Raw genomic sequence first — 16,448 nt, 5'->3', positions numbered from 1 at the left:
TCAAATGAGTTTTATGTTTGAAATCAGGAAAAGAATATTTTTTTAATATACCTTAATTTTCTGCTAAATTTATTTTTTTTACTTTCATTGTACAAAATAAACATACAAAAAAACATTCAATTATGAGAATGACGATTTGATTTAAAAGTGTAGTAAAGTTAAATGAAATGTTTATATATTCCTGTAAATAATAATTAAATATATTTATTGTAAATATGGATAAAATATTACCTATTATGAAGGATGCCGCTATTATTATTAATAATTGAATACTTACCATAATTACAACATCTATTGTTTTATATCCCATACATTTATTCTTATCTAAACTGTTAACAATTTCATTATAATACATCTCTATTTTTTCTTCTTCCGTATATTCTACACAATTATTTTCACAAGATGTAAAAAATAGTACAAGTATTAAACTTATTAATAATAATGATTTTAATTTCAAAAGATACCTCCCGTTTAATATTCTTTAGTAATCAGAAAGTAATTATTCTTTTGTAAAATAGTCCAGTGCTTTCTTTTCAGTTTCTTTTAATTGAGATTCAATAAACTGTTGCGTATCTAATGCTTTATCCCATGTTGATTCAGGAAATCTACCTCGAATTGAATTAGCATACTCATTACCCCCAAGAGGTCTCCAATATTCAATTAAACTATAATAACTATCCTTTTTTAAAAAAGTAATAGCGACAGGATAATGACCTTCGCTAACATTTTTGAGCAATTTGGCTTTAAACGTATATTCAGTGTATAATGCCATAGTATAAACCGTCACTACGTCATCATTTTCATCAATCAATAAATTAACATGGGATTCCGTTTGGTATTCACCCTCAGTATATCTCCCAATATTATTTTCAATAATTGCATTAGAAATCGCATCTTCTAAATCAGAATACAACTTTGATTCCTCATTATTATTCTCTAAAGAATTATCTTCCAAATTTTCATCAAATAAAGTATCTGTATTTTCATTTTCTGTATTTGTGTTATTTAATGTAGCTTCACTTTCATCTTCCAATTTTAAATTATTACAGCCGCTGAAAATTGTTAACATTAATACAATTAGCAAAATATATTTATACATGCTTTTATTTAAACCTCCTGTTTAATAATATGTAGTTATATTATCCCATAAAAGTATTTTATTGTTTTCACATTAAAGCGCAAATGTTTACGTGTGATATTTTCTATCCCACTCTCTCATTTACTTTGTCTTTTTATATTTAATTTAAAGGCTTCCTATACTTTTATTTTACCACAGAAAGCCTTTTTATCCCTAATTGTTATTATAGACTTTTTTTTACAGACTCAATTAATATTATATAACTTAAATTACCAATTCCATCCTTGTGTGCAAAGTGTTCTGTAATAAGAATTTGGTAAATTTAATTTAAAACCTTTCTGGTTGGCAGTATGCCCGCATACCGTTATATCACTAGGAGTCCTACTGCCTAATGTTCCAGTTACTGCTGTGACAACATAAGTATGATTAAAGGTTGAGTTTCCATTCCAAGACACTTGAACAATATCTCCAACTCTAGCATAGGCAACACCATTATATTCCACAGCGGTTAAACCACTATTTATTCTAACATAATTACGGTAGTATGTAACACCTGTCCATGCCCAGTTACTACCTGTGTCATATTTTGTTCCTCCATGATACCATGAATTACTACTATTCACTCCATCATCAATCATTGGTGATGAATGGCTATTAATATATGTACTGGAATTAACACCGCCAAATCCATACCAAACACACTGGCTTCCAAAATTTTGACAATCTCCATTGTCACTGTCATTAGCATAACTAGGAAAGTTACTGTTATAACTTAAAGCATATGTATTAGCATATGATGTACAAAATGAAGGAATATACGGAATGGAAGCTGTTATAGACGCATCTTGTGTTTGTTCTAATAATTTTTGTTGTTTTAAAGCTGATTGATTTTCATCTAACTTTTCTTTGGATAAAGGTTTTTTTAAGTCATTTACTGTTTCTTCAACATTTATTTCAATTTTATTGTCTAGATAATAGCTTTCTTTAAGGCTATTGTCTCTAATATCATCTATCAACCATTTTCCGTCTATATTAGTTAACTTGATTGTATGGTTAATTAATGAAATACCAATTGTTTCATCAGGATATAAGTTTATGTTATCAGCAGTTACTTCTGCAGTAGCATTACTACCATTTATATTAATTTCATCTATCGTGACAAATATTTTGTATTTGTCATTTTTATTGATGTATTCTGGCTCTTTCATTCGTTCATTTTCTAAGCGTTTTTCAAGCTTAATGCTATCAATAAAATAAAGCTGACTATCACTTAAATCACCTGGGTTAGTCATAAAAAATTCGAAATCATAATCATCATTGTCTCGATAATTTAATTCTTTAATCCAAAATAAATTATTTATTACTGTTTCAATTTTGTTCGACTCATCAATATCCAACATGGGCAACTAATTTAAAACCTCATAAATATAATTCTGAATCTGATTATGATTTTCTTGATTCAATCCTAAATTATTATTAAGGTTTTTTATATCTTCAGTTGATAGTTTTACTAGGCTCATTAATTTATTTGTATCTTCAATTTGTTTTGCTTTAAATTCATTTGTTTTTTGTTCTTCCCACTTAGATACCTTAACATAGTCCTCTAATAGTTGGCTATGCTCTTTTAATATTGATTCTTGACTTTTTCCACTTGCTTTTGCAAGTTCATCAACTAAATTATATTTTAATTCACTATATTTGTCATTACTTAATGCAAAAGCTGAATAACTTACTAATATTGATAATATTAGTAAAAATGAAATCATTCTCTTAAACATAATTTTCTCCTTTCCCTTTTTTTTATAAAAGTTAATTCTCCAATGCTTAGTAAAAACGTATATATTAACATAAAAATATTGAAAATATATATTACATAATATATACTACAGATAATAAGACTCTACAAATCTCTTCAATTTGGCTTTTGTGGTATTAAGTTCTCAAGTTGTAAGATATTATAGGGTCTTTCAATTTATTTGGCGACCTTATATGTAACATTTCCCTAACCCCCTTCTGTTTAATTCTATAACAAAGTATGCTTATTTCTCCCCCTATATTTAAACATACTGTCATGTCTTTGCTACTTCTTTGGTATAAAAACTTATACTCGCTATTCTCCCATTATTTAATATGTAGCAGTAATTGAATTCTCAACATTTTCATATGTTGTACCAACATAGACTTGACCGGTTACTGTAACTTTGTATGTCTTTCCTTTTACAAAGCTATATGTATTTGATTTTGTAACAAAATTTGAATTTTCAGTCTTACTTGTTCTACTTACCTCGGAATACGTACCATTTGTATTTTTTACACTTAGAACCACTGTCATAGATATTTGGGTAACGTCCGAATTACCGCTTATTTGTCCCGAATATATTCCACTACTAAAATACATGGTAGGTGTTACCTTTTGTGCATGCTCCCAAAATGGAACAATAACCATATCTTTATTATCTGACACATTCCCACTACCCGCTACAGCATAAACATTTGATGCCCCCAACAATATGGCTAAAATTATCATTATTATAGCTGTTTTTCTAATCATACTTTAAAGCCTCCCAATTATATTTTTTCTTTCTACTATTAGTACGATAAAAATTGGACAATCGTTACAAGTTTTGTTATGAAGAAATATTAAAAAATCGTAATATTTTATCAAGTTTTAGTCTAAGCTTTTTGCTATTCTTATGACCTCAATAACACCTATCCATGAGTCTATTTCATATTTAATATTTCCTTCTGTCCAAATTACTGAAGCATAATCATAATCTCTACCCTTCCCTGAAAATAAATATACCTCATTGCCGTTAATTTCAATAATTTCATAATCTGTATATTCGTTATCTATAAATGTTTCATTTTTATCTGTAACAACCGCTGCATTAAATACAAGATTTATTCCTTCTTTATTCTTGTATAGATACAATTTAAAGCTGTCATAATCCTCGGATTCAGATAGCTCAAAGCCTTCGGGTATATATGAGGGCAGCTTTATTTTTGCTTCATTCAGTATTTCCTCATCTGATTTGCTGCTTGTATTTTTGAAAATAAATCCGTTGTGATCCTCGTACCATTCAACAACCGTACTTATAACTGCATTTTGTACCGCTTCCGCAGTCATAAGTGTTCCAAAGCCCAGAGATACAATAATGGATACAAATACTGCAACCTTTTTTCCGTACTTGTATGTACTTTTTAAAATTCGTTTATTCCTTCTCCTTTTAATCAAGCCTTGCATCTTGCTTTCAAATGCTGCGGAAAAGCTCATATCTTCCTTGATTTGTTCTTCGGTTGGCATTTCATTAATTTCATTTATTGCATTTTCTTTTACTGCGTAGGTTAATAATGCATCAAAAAGAGATTCCTTCTGCTTTTTATCAAGCTCCATTATTCATTCTCCTGCTCATATTTTTTTATAATCTGCTGTCGTGCTCTGAAAATCCTGATTCTCACATGACCTTCAGACAAGTCTAATATTTCTGCAATTTCTTTATTGCTGTACTCATGAAACAGCTTTAATTCCAATGGGATCTTGTATGCATCCTCAAGTTCTGCGATAATTCCCATCATATGCCTTACTCCATGAATGGATAAAACCTTGTCTAAAACTTCATCATGAATTTCCTCATTTTCATCCTGTATCTTTTCTATATTCTCCACATAATCGGTTTCTTCTTTTTCATTCTTCCTGATCATATCTATGGATTTTTGCTTCACTATTAATACGAGTAAACTTCTTAGTCTGTTACGGTTTTCTGTAGAAATTTTTGAAATATTTTTAATTATTTTTATAAATGCTTCATGAACCGCATCCTCAGCCATATCCTCGTCTCTTAATATATACTTTGCTTCGTACAGCATTGTGTGCCTGAAGTTTGTATAAATGTATTCAAATTTGTCCTTGTCCTCCTGATTATCTATAAGTGATAAATAAAATATCATAGTCCCTCCCTATGCAAATTAATTTTAAGCTTGTATTAATTATACTTTTGTTTGCAGATTATTACAATTATATATGTGCTTGGTTATTATTTGCAGTTAATCGATAATTTGTCATTCTAAGTATTTATTAACGCTATTGAAAAGTTAAGATTTTTCGCTGACGCTCAGAATGACAGAGAACGTAAGATGTTGGTATATTTATGGCAATACAAAAACAAATTATATTATTTATTTAGCTTATCGAAAATGCAAATCATTTTTATCGAATTGTTTCGTTTTACAAATACAAGGATTTCATAGTAGTATGTTCATATCTTAATGAAATTTAATTAAATTAATATATGGAGAAATAATATGGAATTAATAAAAAAGGAACACGATTTAACGGAAGGGGTCATATGGAAAAAGCTTGTAATATTTTTTATACCCATTCTTTTGGGAAATTTATTTCAGCAGCTTTATACTACCGCTGATGCGGTTATTTTAGGGCGATTTGCAGGTGTTGACGCATTAGCATCCATTGACGCTATTTACAGCCTGACGAAGCTTCCTGTAAATTTCTTTGTGGGACTTTCAAGCGGTGCAACAATTATAGTTTCTCAATACTTTGGAGCAAAAAATCAGGAGGATCTGTCCAAGACGGTGCATACTGCCATAGCATTTGCTATCTCCGGCGGGCTCGTTTTGTCAATAATGGGAATTGTTTTATCTCCATACTTTCTTAAGCTGATGCAGGTTCCGGATGATATATTCAATTACAGCTTATCATATGCACGAATATTTTTTGCAGGTATGGCGGCATCCATGGTTTATAATGTGGGAACGGGAATTCTCAGGGCTGTGGGAAATTCAAAATCGACCTTTTATTTCCTTCTCGTGGCAAACATTGTAAATGTAGTACTGGATTTACTGTTTGTTGGATTATTCCGCTGGCATGTAGTAGGTGCGGCATTTTCTACCGTAATTGCACAAATTCTAAGTGCCGCCTTAGTAATTATTGCTCTTATAAAAACTGCCCTGCCCTGCAAAATTATACCTAAAAAAATACGATTCCACAAATCCGTACTGAAAAGCATCTTCAGACTGGGACTTCCTATAGGTGTCCAGTCATCTCTGTATCCACTTGCAAATATGCTGATACAGTCAAATATAAATCAATTCGGTACAAACAGCATTGCCGCATGGGCATTATGCGGAAAACTGGATTTACTTATATTTCTTATTATAGATTCCTCCGGAGTTACAATTTCTACATTTACAGCACAAAATTACGGTTCCCGTAATTATTCAAGAATCAGAAAGGGTGTAAATATATGTATGTGTATTTTTTTAACTCTGATTTTTGCTGTAAGTGGTGCTTTGTACGTCTGGTGCAGAGATTTGAGCTTTTTGTTTATAAGTGATGTTGAAGTAATTGAATTAACCACTGCACTCATGAGATTTTTATCTCCCTTGTATTTTCTTTACATAGGAGGAGAAGTTTTTTCAGGAGCAATACGCGGTACAGGGGAAACATTCAAGCCAATGGTTTTAACCCTTATAGGAACATGTGCATGCAGGGTATTATGGATATTGCTTGCAGTTCCGTTAAATCCCACACTTATTATGGTGCTGTGGAGTTATCCTGTTTCATGGCTTATAACCTCCGTGATGTTTACGGTGTATTATCAGATATATAAGAAGCAAAAAATATCGGTAGGATTGTATTGACATTCATGGTTATTGACCTATATAATATTTGTATAATAAATAATAATATAGTTATTAATCAATTTTGTCGATAGGAGCACGGAATGAATATTGAATATTTAAAGACCTTTGTGCTTTTAGCTGAAAACGGCAGCTTCTCCAAGACAGCCAAGGAACAGATTCTGGTGCAATCCACTGTCAGCAGTCGAATCAGCGAGCTTGAAAGAGAGGTAGGTCAGAAGCTTTTTGTCCGTAATAAAAATTATTCTGAACTCACACTGGCAGGAAAGGCATTATTTGAATATGCCGAAAAAATTATCAGCCTTGAATCCAGTGCAATTGCTCAGGCAAACTTAGCGGGAGATTATTCCGAAAGACTCATAATAGGCGCAGTATATTCCCTGTATGATTCACACCTGTGTAATTTTATACAGAGCTTTATGGAAGAAAATGAGGATGTTTCCATAAGAGTTGTTTTCGGACATTCAAGGAGAATTATTTCAGGACTCAGCAACGGCAGCATAGATATAGGTTATTCACATAATCCTTATCGCAACCCCGGCTATGTTTGCACGCTTTTCAACGAAGATGATGTTCTTTTCGTTACAGGAAGTCAGAATAAGCAATTTGCTCAAGGGATTCCTGTGAGTAAAATTAAGGAGCTTCCGGTATATTACTCTAATTTTCTGTATTCTACAACCCATAACTGGATATTTCCTAAGAATAAATTATTCCGTCTCGATATTGATATTGCTTCAAAAATTATACCTTTTTTAAAATCCGGAGAAAGCTATACATTTCTGCCGAGAAAAATTATAGAGCCGGAAATAAATAACGGCTCTGTCATAGAAATACCTGTTTTAGACGGTAAGATTCCTCCGGTGCAAAATTATATAATATACAAAAAAGAAGCTGAAAAATCAAATGCTATTCAAAAATGGCTGAAAGGAACATATTGTTTTTGAAAACAATATGTTCCTTATATAATTTATAATTATTTCTTTAACATCTTCTTCAAATATTGTCCCGTGTAAGATTTTTTTACTTTGGCTACTTCTTCAGGAGTTCCTTCTGCAACGATTGTTCCTCCGCCGTCTCCGCCTTCGGGACCTAAATCGATAATATAATCTGCCGTCTTAATTACGTCTAAGTTATGCTCTATAACTACTATTGAGTTTCCTTGCTCCACAAGCTTGTTCAGAACGTCTATAAGCATGTGTATGTCTGCCATGTGAAGTCCCGTTGTAGGCTCGTCAAGCACATACAGCGTCTTGCCCGTTCCTCTCTTGCTCAATTCATATGCAAGCTTTACACGCTGTGCTTCTCCGCCTGATAACTCGGGAGATGGCTGCCCAAGCTTGATATAACCAAGCCCCACATCTTGAAGCGTCTTGATTTTATTGTATATCTTAGGGATATTTTCAAAGAATTCCAAGGCTTCATCTATTGTCATATCCAGAACTTCAGATATATTTTTTCCCTTATATTTTACTTCCAGGGTTTCTCTGTTATATCTTTTACCCTTGCATACCTCACATGGTACATATACGTCAGGCAGAAAGTGCATTTCTATTTTTAATATACCGTCACCTCTGCAGGCCTCACATCTTCCGCCCTTAACGTTAAAGCTGAATCTTCCCTTTTGATATCCTCTTTCCTTTGCTTCAAGTGTCATAGAAAATACATCACGTATATAATCAAATACCCCTGTATAGGTTGCAGGATTTGACCTTGGTGTTCTTCCGATAGGTGATTGATCTATGGTAATAATCTTGTCTATATTTTCAATACCAAGCATTTCATCATAAGCTCCCGGGCGGTTGCTGTTTTTGAATAATTTCTGATGAAGTCCCTTTGACAATATTTCATTTATCAATGAACTTTTACCCGAGCCGGAAACGCCTGTAACAGCACACATCAACCCTAACGGTATTTTTACATCAAGATTCTTTAAGTTGTTTTCTCTTGCACCTCTTATTTCAATAAATTTATCTGCTGTTCTTCTGATTTTGGGTACATCTATTTTCTTTTTGCCGCTTAAATATTGGCCCGTTATAGAATTTTCATTGTTTTTTATTTCCTCATATGAACCAAACGCTACAACCTCTCCACCATGTACTCCTGCTCCGGGGCCGATGTCCAGAATGTAATCTGAACTTTCCATGGTTTCTTCATCATGCTCAACCACTATGAGGGTATTACCTAAATCGGTGAGATTTCTAAGTGTTTTAATGAGCATGCTGTTATCTCTTTGGTGCAGTCCGATGCTCGGCTCGTCAAGCACATACAATACTCCCACCAAGCTTGACCCTATTTGAGTCGCCAATCTTATACGCTGAGATTCTCCTCCTGACAAAGTACCTGCGTTTCTTTCGAGTGTTAAATAATTCAACCCAACATCTGATAAAAATTGTAATCTTGAATTAATTTCTTTTATTATCTGGCTTCCTATTATTTTGTTTACCGGGCTTAGCTCTAATTCGTCAAAAAATTTTAAACTCTTTATGACTGAAAGCTTTGTCACTTCATATATGTTTTTATTTCCAACCTTTACGGCTAAGCTTACAGGGTTTAGCCTTGCTCCGTGACATTCGGGGCAGGGATTTTCCTGCATATATTCCTCTATCCATTCTCTCATTTCGGGAGATCTTGTTTCCATGTATCGTCTTTGGAGGTTGTTAACAACTCCTTCAAATTCTCTGACATATGTTCTTGGTCCCTGAAATTTACTTACAAACTCAACAGTCATTTCTCTGCCGTTTGTACCGAATAAAATTTCATCAATAAATGCTTGCGGAGCTTCGGATAGTGGCTTATCGATATCAAATCTGTGATAATCTGCTATGGCCTTAAATATCTGATAGTAATAGCCGTCCTCTTCAGAACCGAAAGGCGCTATCGCTCTTTCTGCTATTGTCTTTGTGTAATCCGGAATAACTAAGCTTGGGTCGATTTCTCTGTTTACTCCCAAGCCGTTGCAAACCTTGCATGCACCAATAGGATTATTGAAAGAAAACATCCTTGGAGATATTTCCCCAAAACCTATACCGCAATCCGTGCATGCAAATTTTGTACTCATTAACAGCTCTTCCTGACCCATAACATCAATGAGAACCATACCGTTTGAAAGCTCAAGTGCGGTTTCCACCGAGTCAACAAGGCGTTTTTGTATTCCTTCTTTAATTATTAATCTGTCTATAATTACTTCTATTGTATGCTTTTTATTTTTTTCTAACTCTATTTCTTCTTCTAATTCATATAGCTCGCCGTCAATTCTTACTCTAACGTATCCGTCTTTTTTGATGTTCTCAAGAAGCTTTTTATGTGTACCCTTAGCCCCCTTAACCATGGGAGCCAAGATTTGTATTCTTGTTTTTTCCTCGTATTCCAAAACCTTATCTGTTATCTGGTCCACTGTTTGTGTTGTTATGGGCTTCCCGCAATTCGGGCAGTGAGGTGTTCCCACTCTTGCAAACAGCAATCTGTAATAATCATAAATTTCGGTAACCGTACCTACTGTTGAACGGGGATTTTTACTTGTTGTTTTTTGGTCTATGGAAATTGCCGGTGACAATCCTTCGATGAATTCTACGTCCGGTTTATCCATTTGTCCTAAAAACATGCGTGCATAAGAGGATAAGCTCTCAACGTAGCGTCTTTGCCCTTCTGCATATATGGTATCAAAAGCAAGGGATGTTTTTCCCGAACCGCTGACTCCCGTAAAAACAATTAATTTGTCTCTTGGAAGCTCAACATTAATGTTCTTAAGATTGTTCTCCTTCGCTCCCCTAATTATAATTTTATCCATTTGTTATCCTTTCGTTATGAGATCCTTCGCTACGCTCAGGATGACACTGTATTTAAGCTAATAGCTTCAACTCTTTTATTTCGTCTCTAAGCTTTGCAGCCTTTTCAAACTCTAAGTTCTCAGCCGCAATTCTCATTTCTTTCTCAAGTTCTATGATATAAGCAGACAAATCCTTGATTGCTTCGCCCTTTACAGCATACTTTTCTTCATCTTCCGCAACCTTGGTTGCTTCAATTACATCACGTACACTCTTAATAACCGACGTAGGAGTTATATTGTGCTCCTCGTTATATTTATCCTGTATTTCCCTTCTTCTGTTCGTTTCCCTGATTGCTCTGTCCATGGAGCCGGTAATTTTATCTGCATACATTATAACTCTGCCGTCTACATTACGGGCAGCTCTGCCTACAGTCTGTATAAGAGATGTCTCTGAACGCAGGAAGCCTTCCTTATCGGCATCAAGTATTGCAACAAGTGATACCTCGGGTAAGTCCAATCCTTCTCTTAACAGGTTGATTCCAACCAATACATCGAATTCGCCCAACCGCAGGTCTCTTATTATTTCCATTCTTTCCAACGTATCTATATCGGAATGCAGATATCTTACTTTTATGCCTGTATTTTTAAAGTAAAATGTCAAATCCTCCGCCATTTTCTTTGTGAGCGTAGTTACCAATACTCTTTGTTTTTTATCTGTTGAAATTCGTATTTCATTAATTAAATCATCTATTTGGTTTTCAACAGGTCTCACATGAATAGGAGGGTCAAGCAAACCGGTAGGTCGTATAATTTGCTCCGTTACGTTTTGTGAATGTTCTCCTTCGTATGGCCCCGGTGTTGCACTTACGAATACAACCTGATTTATGATTTTTTCAAATTCGTCAAATTTCAAAGGTCTGTTATCAAGTGCCGACGGCAATCTGAAGCCATAATCGACCAGAGTTGTTTTCCTCGCTCTGTCTCCGTTATACATTCCTCTTACCTGTGGAATGGATACGTGTGATTCATCTATTATCATTAAGAAATCTTTTGGAAAATAATCCAATAAGGTAAATGGTCTTGTTCCGGGTTTTAAATTATTGATATGTCTCGAATAATTTTCTATACCGTTGCAATATCCCATTTCCGTGAGCATTTCCAAGTCATAGTTTGTCCTTTGCTCTAATCTTTGCATTTCCAAAAGCTTATTTTCACGTTCAAAAGTCTTTAATCTTTCTTCTAATTCTTCTCTGATGCTTACAACGGCTCTTTTTACATTTTCTTCTGTCGTTGCATAATGAGTTGCAGGAAAAATTGAAATATGATTTCTTCTACCTAATATTTCTCCCGTAACCGTGTTTATTTCCGTTATCCTGTCTATTTCATCTCCAAAAAACTCAATTCTTATGGCATTTTCCGATGAGGATGCAGGGAATATTTCCAATGTGTCTCCCCTCACTCTGAAGGTTCCTCTGGTAAAGCTTATATCGTTTCTTTTGTATTGGATTTCAATGAGCTTTCTCATTGTTTCATCTCTGTCCTTCTGCATTCCAGGCCTGAGGGAAATAACCAGATTTTCGTAATCAACCGGGCTTCCCAATCCATATATACAGGAAACACTTGCTACAATTATAACGTCTCTCCTTTCAAAAAGAGATGCTGTAGCAGAGTGTCTTAGCTTATCTATTTCGTCATTGATTGATGCATCTTTTTCTATAAATGTATCGCTGCTGGGCACGTATGCTTCCGGTTGATAATAGTCATAATAGCTGACAAAATATTCAACCGCATTGTCAGGGAAAAATTCCTTAAACTCTGAGCATAGCTGAGCAGCCAATGTTTTATTGTGAGCCAAGACAAGGGTGGGTTTTTGTACTTTTTCAATTATATTAGCCATCGTGAATGTCTTACCTGATCCGGTTACACCTAAAAGAGTCTGATATTTTAAATTATTATTTAATCCTGCAGCAATACTTTTTATCGCCTCAGGCTGGTCTCCGGTTGGTCTGAAATCTGATTTTATTTTGAATTGACCCATAGTTCACCTCATCTCTCTAAACGTATGTTCGTATTATATATCTTTTGAATATATAAGTCAATAAAAAAACTTTCGCAAGAATTTCAAAAAATGGTATTAAAACTTAAAGAACCGACAGGATATGTTCCTGTCAGTTCTCTTTTAATCTTAATTGAAACTTATTTAGTTAAAGCCTTTTTAATTCTTTCTATTGCATCGTCCATTTCTTCGTAGGCTATTGTAATAGGTGGCGCAAAGCGAATCGTTCTTTCATGAGTTTCTTTAGCAAGAACCCCGTTTGCCATAAGCTTCTTAACATATGGTGCAGCATCCATCTTAAATTCAACGCCAACTAAAAGTCCTCTTCCTCGTATATCAACAATATCATCATTTTTAATTTCTCTTATTTTAGACATGAAATAATCGCCTTTATCTTTAGCCATCTTAGGATAATTATCTCTTACCAATATTTCCATAGCCTTTATCGAAACGGCTGCTCCTAAAGGATTGCCGCCAAAAGTAGAACCATGTGTTCCGGGCTTAAACACTCCAAGAATATCCTCGTTTGCTGCTATTGCTGATACCGCAATTATTCCGCCTCCTAATGCCTTGCCAAGAACATATATATCAGGTACAACACCTTCATATTCACAAGCAAACATATTACCTGTTCTTGCAAAACCTGTCTGAACCTCATCAGCTATGAATAATACATTGTTTTCTTTACAAACTTCATATGCTTTTTTGAAGAATCCTGCCGGAGGAATTATAACTCCTGCTTCACCTTGTATTGGTTCGGCTATAAAAGCAACCGTATTTTCATTAATTGCTTCTTTAAGCTGTTCAACATTTCCGTATTCTATAACCTTAAATCCGGGAGTAAATGGACCATATCCTTTTCTTGCTTCTTCATCAGTACTCATTGAAACTATTGTAATTGTTCTGCCGTGGAAATTTTCTGAGCATACAATTATCTCTTGTTTTCCATCCTCTACACCTTTAACGAAGTTGCCCCACTTTCTTGCTGTCTTTAAAGCGGTCTCAACAGCTTCGGCACCGGTGTTCATAGGTAATACCATTTCTTTGCCTGTAAGTTCACACAGTTTTTCCATCCAATCGCCCAATACACTGTTATAAAAAGCTCTTGATGACAAAGTTAGTTTGTCTAATTGATCTTTGGCAGCTTGTATTAATTCAGGATGATTATGCCCAAAATTCAAAGCAGAATATGCACTGAGCATATCATAGAACTTTTCACCTTCCGGATTTGTTACATTAACATTTGCCGCTGCATCAAATACTACTTCCTTTGGTTTGTAATTGTGAGCACCGTATTTTTCCGTCTTTTGTATTACTTCTTTTGATTTACCCATTTAATGACCTCCTGATTTAAATTTATATTTATTTCTTTTCCAGAATGTTTATACGTTATTATTAAGTTAATTATATATAATCTTAATATCAATGTCAATACGTAATACACAATACAAAATAATGCAACTTATGGTAATAAAACCAATAAGTAATCAAACTAATCATAAAATGAATAGGTTATAATTACCAAACTATTTACTTAGCGAAATTATATTGCTTTTAATCAAAAAGAGCAATTAAATTATAATAGAATTAAATGTAGACTTGCTTGCATTGTTTATTACAAAATCTTCCGAATATTTCAATTTGTAATTATCATCAGTTAAATTCTCAATAGTTTTTATATCTTTAATTAACTCAACAGCCCCTATTATCTTACCATTACGAATCAGAGGAATAGTTATATTATGTGTGCAGTACTTATTTCCATTAAAGTCCTTGAAATTCTGAAACTTTTTAACTACAATCTCCCCTGTAGTAATACATCTAACAATAGAGGACGTATTAGCATCTTTTTCAATAGATGGATAAATTTCAAATAAATTTTTATTTAGATATTCTTCACTTTCAATTAAGCTAAAGTCAGTATTAACTCTTTTATCAAAACGAGTATTGTAAGTAACAGTAAATTCCTTATCCACAATTAAAATATAATCAACGCTATTTACTTTAAAACCGTTAATGTTTAGCATTTATTTCACCCTATCTCTTCTTCATGTTTAACTAATTTTTTAATGAAATTATTGAACTCCTAATATTATCTGATTTTATTTCAATTATTCCAAAGCTTTCATCACCGCACTTCGGAGATATGGTGCTGCCGGGATTAAAAAATAATATGTCATCTATAATTTCATTATGTGCACAATGTGTATGACCGTACAAAACAATGTCTGCATTTGCTTCTTCAGCATAATCCTTTATATTATCTATTCCCGACTTAACACCATGAAGATGACCGTGTGTTATTATTATTTTTTTGCCTTCAATTATTTCAGTCAATATTAACGGCAAATTATTTGGAGCAATATCACAATTTCCGGGAACGCGGTATACTTTTTTAATATTCAGCTTGCTTGCAAACTTATCAGCATCTTTATATTTGTCACCGCAATGAACTAGCATATCAAAGCTGCCGTAACCTGAAATTGTTTCCAGCTGCGAATTCAACACCATGTTATGACTGTCGCTTACCACTAATATTCTCATATATATTCCTCTAAGCTTTTCTTTAAATTTTGCAGTGCTCTTGCCCTATGACTGATTTTATTTTTTTCATAATCTGTCATTTCTGCAAATGTCCTGCCTGTATCTTCAGCTATGAATAAAGAATCATAACCAAATCCGTTTTTTCCCTTTTCTTTAAAGCCAATTGTTCCGTCAACCTTTCCTTCGGCCGTCATTTTGCTGCCATCTTCAAGGACAATTGCTATGACCGTTTTAAAGTATGCTGTTCTCTTTTCAAAAGCAACATTCTCTAAATTTTTAAGAAGAAGCTCCCTATTATTTTTGTCTGATGTAGGTTCACCTGCATATCTTGCCGAGTATACCCCTGGGTCTCCGTTCAATTCATCTACGAATAACCCCGTATCATCTGCAATTACTATTCCTTTTGTCAGATTATGCAGCTCTGTTGCTTTTTTTAACGCATTTTCTTCAAGGGTAGTCCCATTTTCTTCTACATCAAAGTCATTGTATCCTAAGTCATCCTTCGATATTACCTCAAAGGGCATGTCTTTTAAAATGCCCTTTATTTCACTTACCTTATGTTTATTTCCGCTTGACAATATTATTCTTCTGTTCATTTTCCTATTTCTCCACTGATTTCTTCTCCTAAGACTGTACGCTGCAGACCATTTAATTCTCTGCATCCCTTCGTTGCCAAAGAAATTAAGCTCATTAAATCATTATGAGTAAATGTTGCTTCCTCACCGGTTCCCTGAACCTCTATAAATTCACCTTTATCAGTCATAACTATATTCATATCAACATCGGCACTGCTGTCTTCCTCATAGTTCAGATCTATTATGGCTTCTCCGCTTATCATTCCCACACTTACTGCAGATACAAAGCTTTTTACAGGCATATTTTCAATTTCATTGTTTTTATATAATTTATAGATTGCTTCCGCCATTGCAACAAAGCTTCCTGTAATGGAAGCCGTCCTTGTTCCTCCGTCAGCCTGTATAACGTCGCAGTCAATCCAAACTGTTCTTTCGCCTATGCTTTCCAAATCAACTACAGATCTTAAGCTTCTTCCTATTAATCTTTGAATTTCCTGTGTTCTTCCGTCAATTTTTAATTTGTTTATATCTCTTGTCTTTCTTGTTTTAGTCGAACCGGGTATCATCGAGTACTCTGCGGATATCCATCCTTTACCTGTTCCCTTTAAAAAAGGAGGAACCTTATCCTCAACTACCGCTGTGCATATAACCTTTGTATTTCCTACCTCTATTAATACCGAGCCATCCGGATGTATTATGTAATTTCTTGTAATTTTAACCGGTCTTAATTCTTCTTTCGTTCTGTTGTTTTCTCTTTTCATGTTAACTCCT

Annotated in this window: 16 protein-coding genes; 2 read left to right on the top strand and 14 right to left on the bottom strand. The window is 34.0% G+C overall.

Going from position 1 to position 16,448, the window contains the following annotated elements:
• Positions 1-52: 52 nt before the first annotated feature.
• From HZF24_RS03610 to HZF24_RS03580, 7 genes are all read right to left on the bottom strand, one after another.
• Positions 53-457, bottom strand: a complete 405-nt coding sequence (locus tag HZF24_RS03610) for an FtsX-like permease family protein (protein ID WP_179236906.1) — start codon at positions 455-457, stop codon at positions 53-55.
• Between the two features lie 42 nt (positions 458-499).
• Entirely contained in the window at positions 500-1,099 is a 600-nt protein-coding gene (locus HZF24_RS03605) for a hypothetical protein (RefSeq protein ID WP_179236905.1), read from the bottom strand.
• 248 nt (positions 1,100-1,347) lie between these two features.
• Entirely contained in the window at positions 1,348-2,478 is a 1,131-nt protein-coding gene (locus tag HZF24_RS03600; protein WP_179236904.1) for an amidase domain-containing protein, read from the bottom strand.
• Between the two features lie 6 nt (positions 2,479-2,484).
• Complete coding sequence (locus HZF24_RS03595; RefSeq protein ID WP_179236903.1) at positions 2,485-2,856, bottom strand: hypothetical protein; 372 nt, start codon at positions 2,854-2,856, stop codon at positions 2,485-2,487.
• A gap of 347 nt (positions 2,857-3,203) precedes the next feature.
• Entirely contained in the window at positions 3,204-3,629 is a 426-nt protein-coding gene (locus HZF24_RS03590) for a hypothetical protein (protein WP_179236902.1), read from the bottom strand.
• Between the two features lie 117 nt (positions 3,630-3,746).
• Complete coding sequence (locus HZF24_RS03585; RefSeq protein ID WP_179236901.1) at positions 3,747-4,472, bottom strand: DUF4367 domain-containing protein; 726 nt, start codon at positions 4,470-4,472, stop codon at positions 3,747-3,749.
• Positions 4,472-5,026 (bottom strand): RNA polymerase sigma factor, encoded by a 555-nt coding sequence (locus tag HZF24_RS03580; protein WP_179236900.1) that lies wholly within the window; start codon positions 5,024-5,026, stop codon positions 4,472-4,474. Before HZF24_RS03580 ends, HZF24_RS03585 begins: the two co-directional genes overlap by 1 nt.
• A 354-nt stretch (positions 5,027-5,380) precedes the next feature.
• Between HZF24_RS03580 and HZF24_RS03575 the strand changes: the two genes are divergently transcribed.
• The gene (locus HZF24_RS03575; protein WP_179236899.1) at positions 5,381-6,736 is read left to right on the top strand and encodes an MATE family efflux transporter; all 1,356 of its coding nucleotides are present in this window, start codon (positions 5,381-5,383) and stop codon (positions 6,734-6,736) included.
• An 83-nt stretch (positions 6,737-6,819) separates the two neighbouring features.
• On the top strand, positions 6,820-7,680 hold the full coding sequence (locus tag HZF24_RS03570) for a LysR family transcriptional regulator (RefSeq protein WP_179236898.1): 861 nt from the start codon (positions 6,820-6,822) through the stop codon (positions 7,678-7,680).
• Positions 7,681-7,709: 29 nt separating this feature from the next.
• Here HZF24_RS03570 and uvrA read toward each other — a convergent pair whose 3' ends face one another.
• The 7 genes from uvrA to rph form a co-directional block, all read right to left on the bottom strand.
• Entirely contained in the window at positions 7,710-10,523 is a 2,814-nt protein-coding gene (uvrA, locus tag HZF24_RS03565; RefSeq protein ID WP_179236897.1) for an excinuclease ABC subunit UvrA, read from the bottom strand.
• A gap of 52 nt (positions 10,524-10,575) precedes the next feature.
• The gene (gene uvrB, locus HZF24_RS03560) at positions 10,576-12,540 is read right to left on the bottom strand and encodes an excinuclease ABC subunit UvrB (protein WP_179236896.1); all 1,965 of its coding nucleotides are present in this window, start codon (positions 12,538-12,540) and stop codon (positions 10,576-10,578) included.
• A 158-nt stretch (positions 12,541-12,698) separates the two neighbouring features.
• Positions 12,699-13,892 carry an ornithine--oxo-acid transaminase gene (rocD, locus tag HZF24_RS03555; RefSeq protein ID WP_179236895.1) on the bottom strand — a complete coding sequence of 398 codons (1,194 nt, stop codon included), beginning with the start codon at positions 13,890-13,892 and terminating at the stop codon, positions 12,699-12,701.
• Between the two features lie 237 nt (positions 13,893-14,129).
• Positions 14,130-14,585: a transcriptional regulator gene (locus HZF24_RS03550; protein ID WP_179236894.1), complete on the bottom strand. Its 456-nt coding sequence runs from the start codon at positions 14,583-14,585 to the stop codon at positions 14,130-14,132.
• 31 nt (positions 14,586-14,616) lie between these two features.
• The gene (locus HZF24_RS03545) at positions 14,617-15,102 is read right to left on the bottom strand and encodes a YfcE family phosphodiesterase (RefSeq protein WP_179236893.1); all 486 of its coding nucleotides are present in this window, start codon (positions 15,100-15,102) and stop codon (positions 14,617-14,619) included.
• Positions 15,099-15,698: an RdgB/HAM1 family non-canonical purine NTP pyrophosphatase gene (rdgB, locus tag HZF24_RS03540; protein WP_179236892.1), complete on the bottom strand. Its 600-nt coding sequence runs from the start codon at positions 15,696-15,698 to the stop codon at positions 15,099-15,101. Before rdgB ends, HZF24_RS03545 begins: the two co-directional genes overlap by 4 nt.
• Positions 15,695-16,438, bottom strand: coding sequence for a ribonuclease PH (gene rph, locus HZF24_RS03535; protein ID WP_179236891.1), 744 nt, complete (start codon positions 16,436-16,438; stop codon positions 15,695-15,697). Before rph ends, rdgB begins: the two co-directional genes overlap by 4 nt.
• Positions 16,439-16,448 lie beyond the last annotated feature (10 nt).

It is taken from the genome of Sedimentibacter hydroxybenzoicus DSM 7310, assembly GCF_013403245.1.
In the GTDB taxonomy this organism is placed as follows: Bacteria; Bacillota; Clostridia; order Tissierellales; family Sedimentibacteraceae; genus Sedimentibacter; species Sedimentibacter hydroxybenzoicus.
Note: the sequence above shows the minus strand (reverse complement) of the source record. Positions and strands in the feature narration are given on the sequence as shown.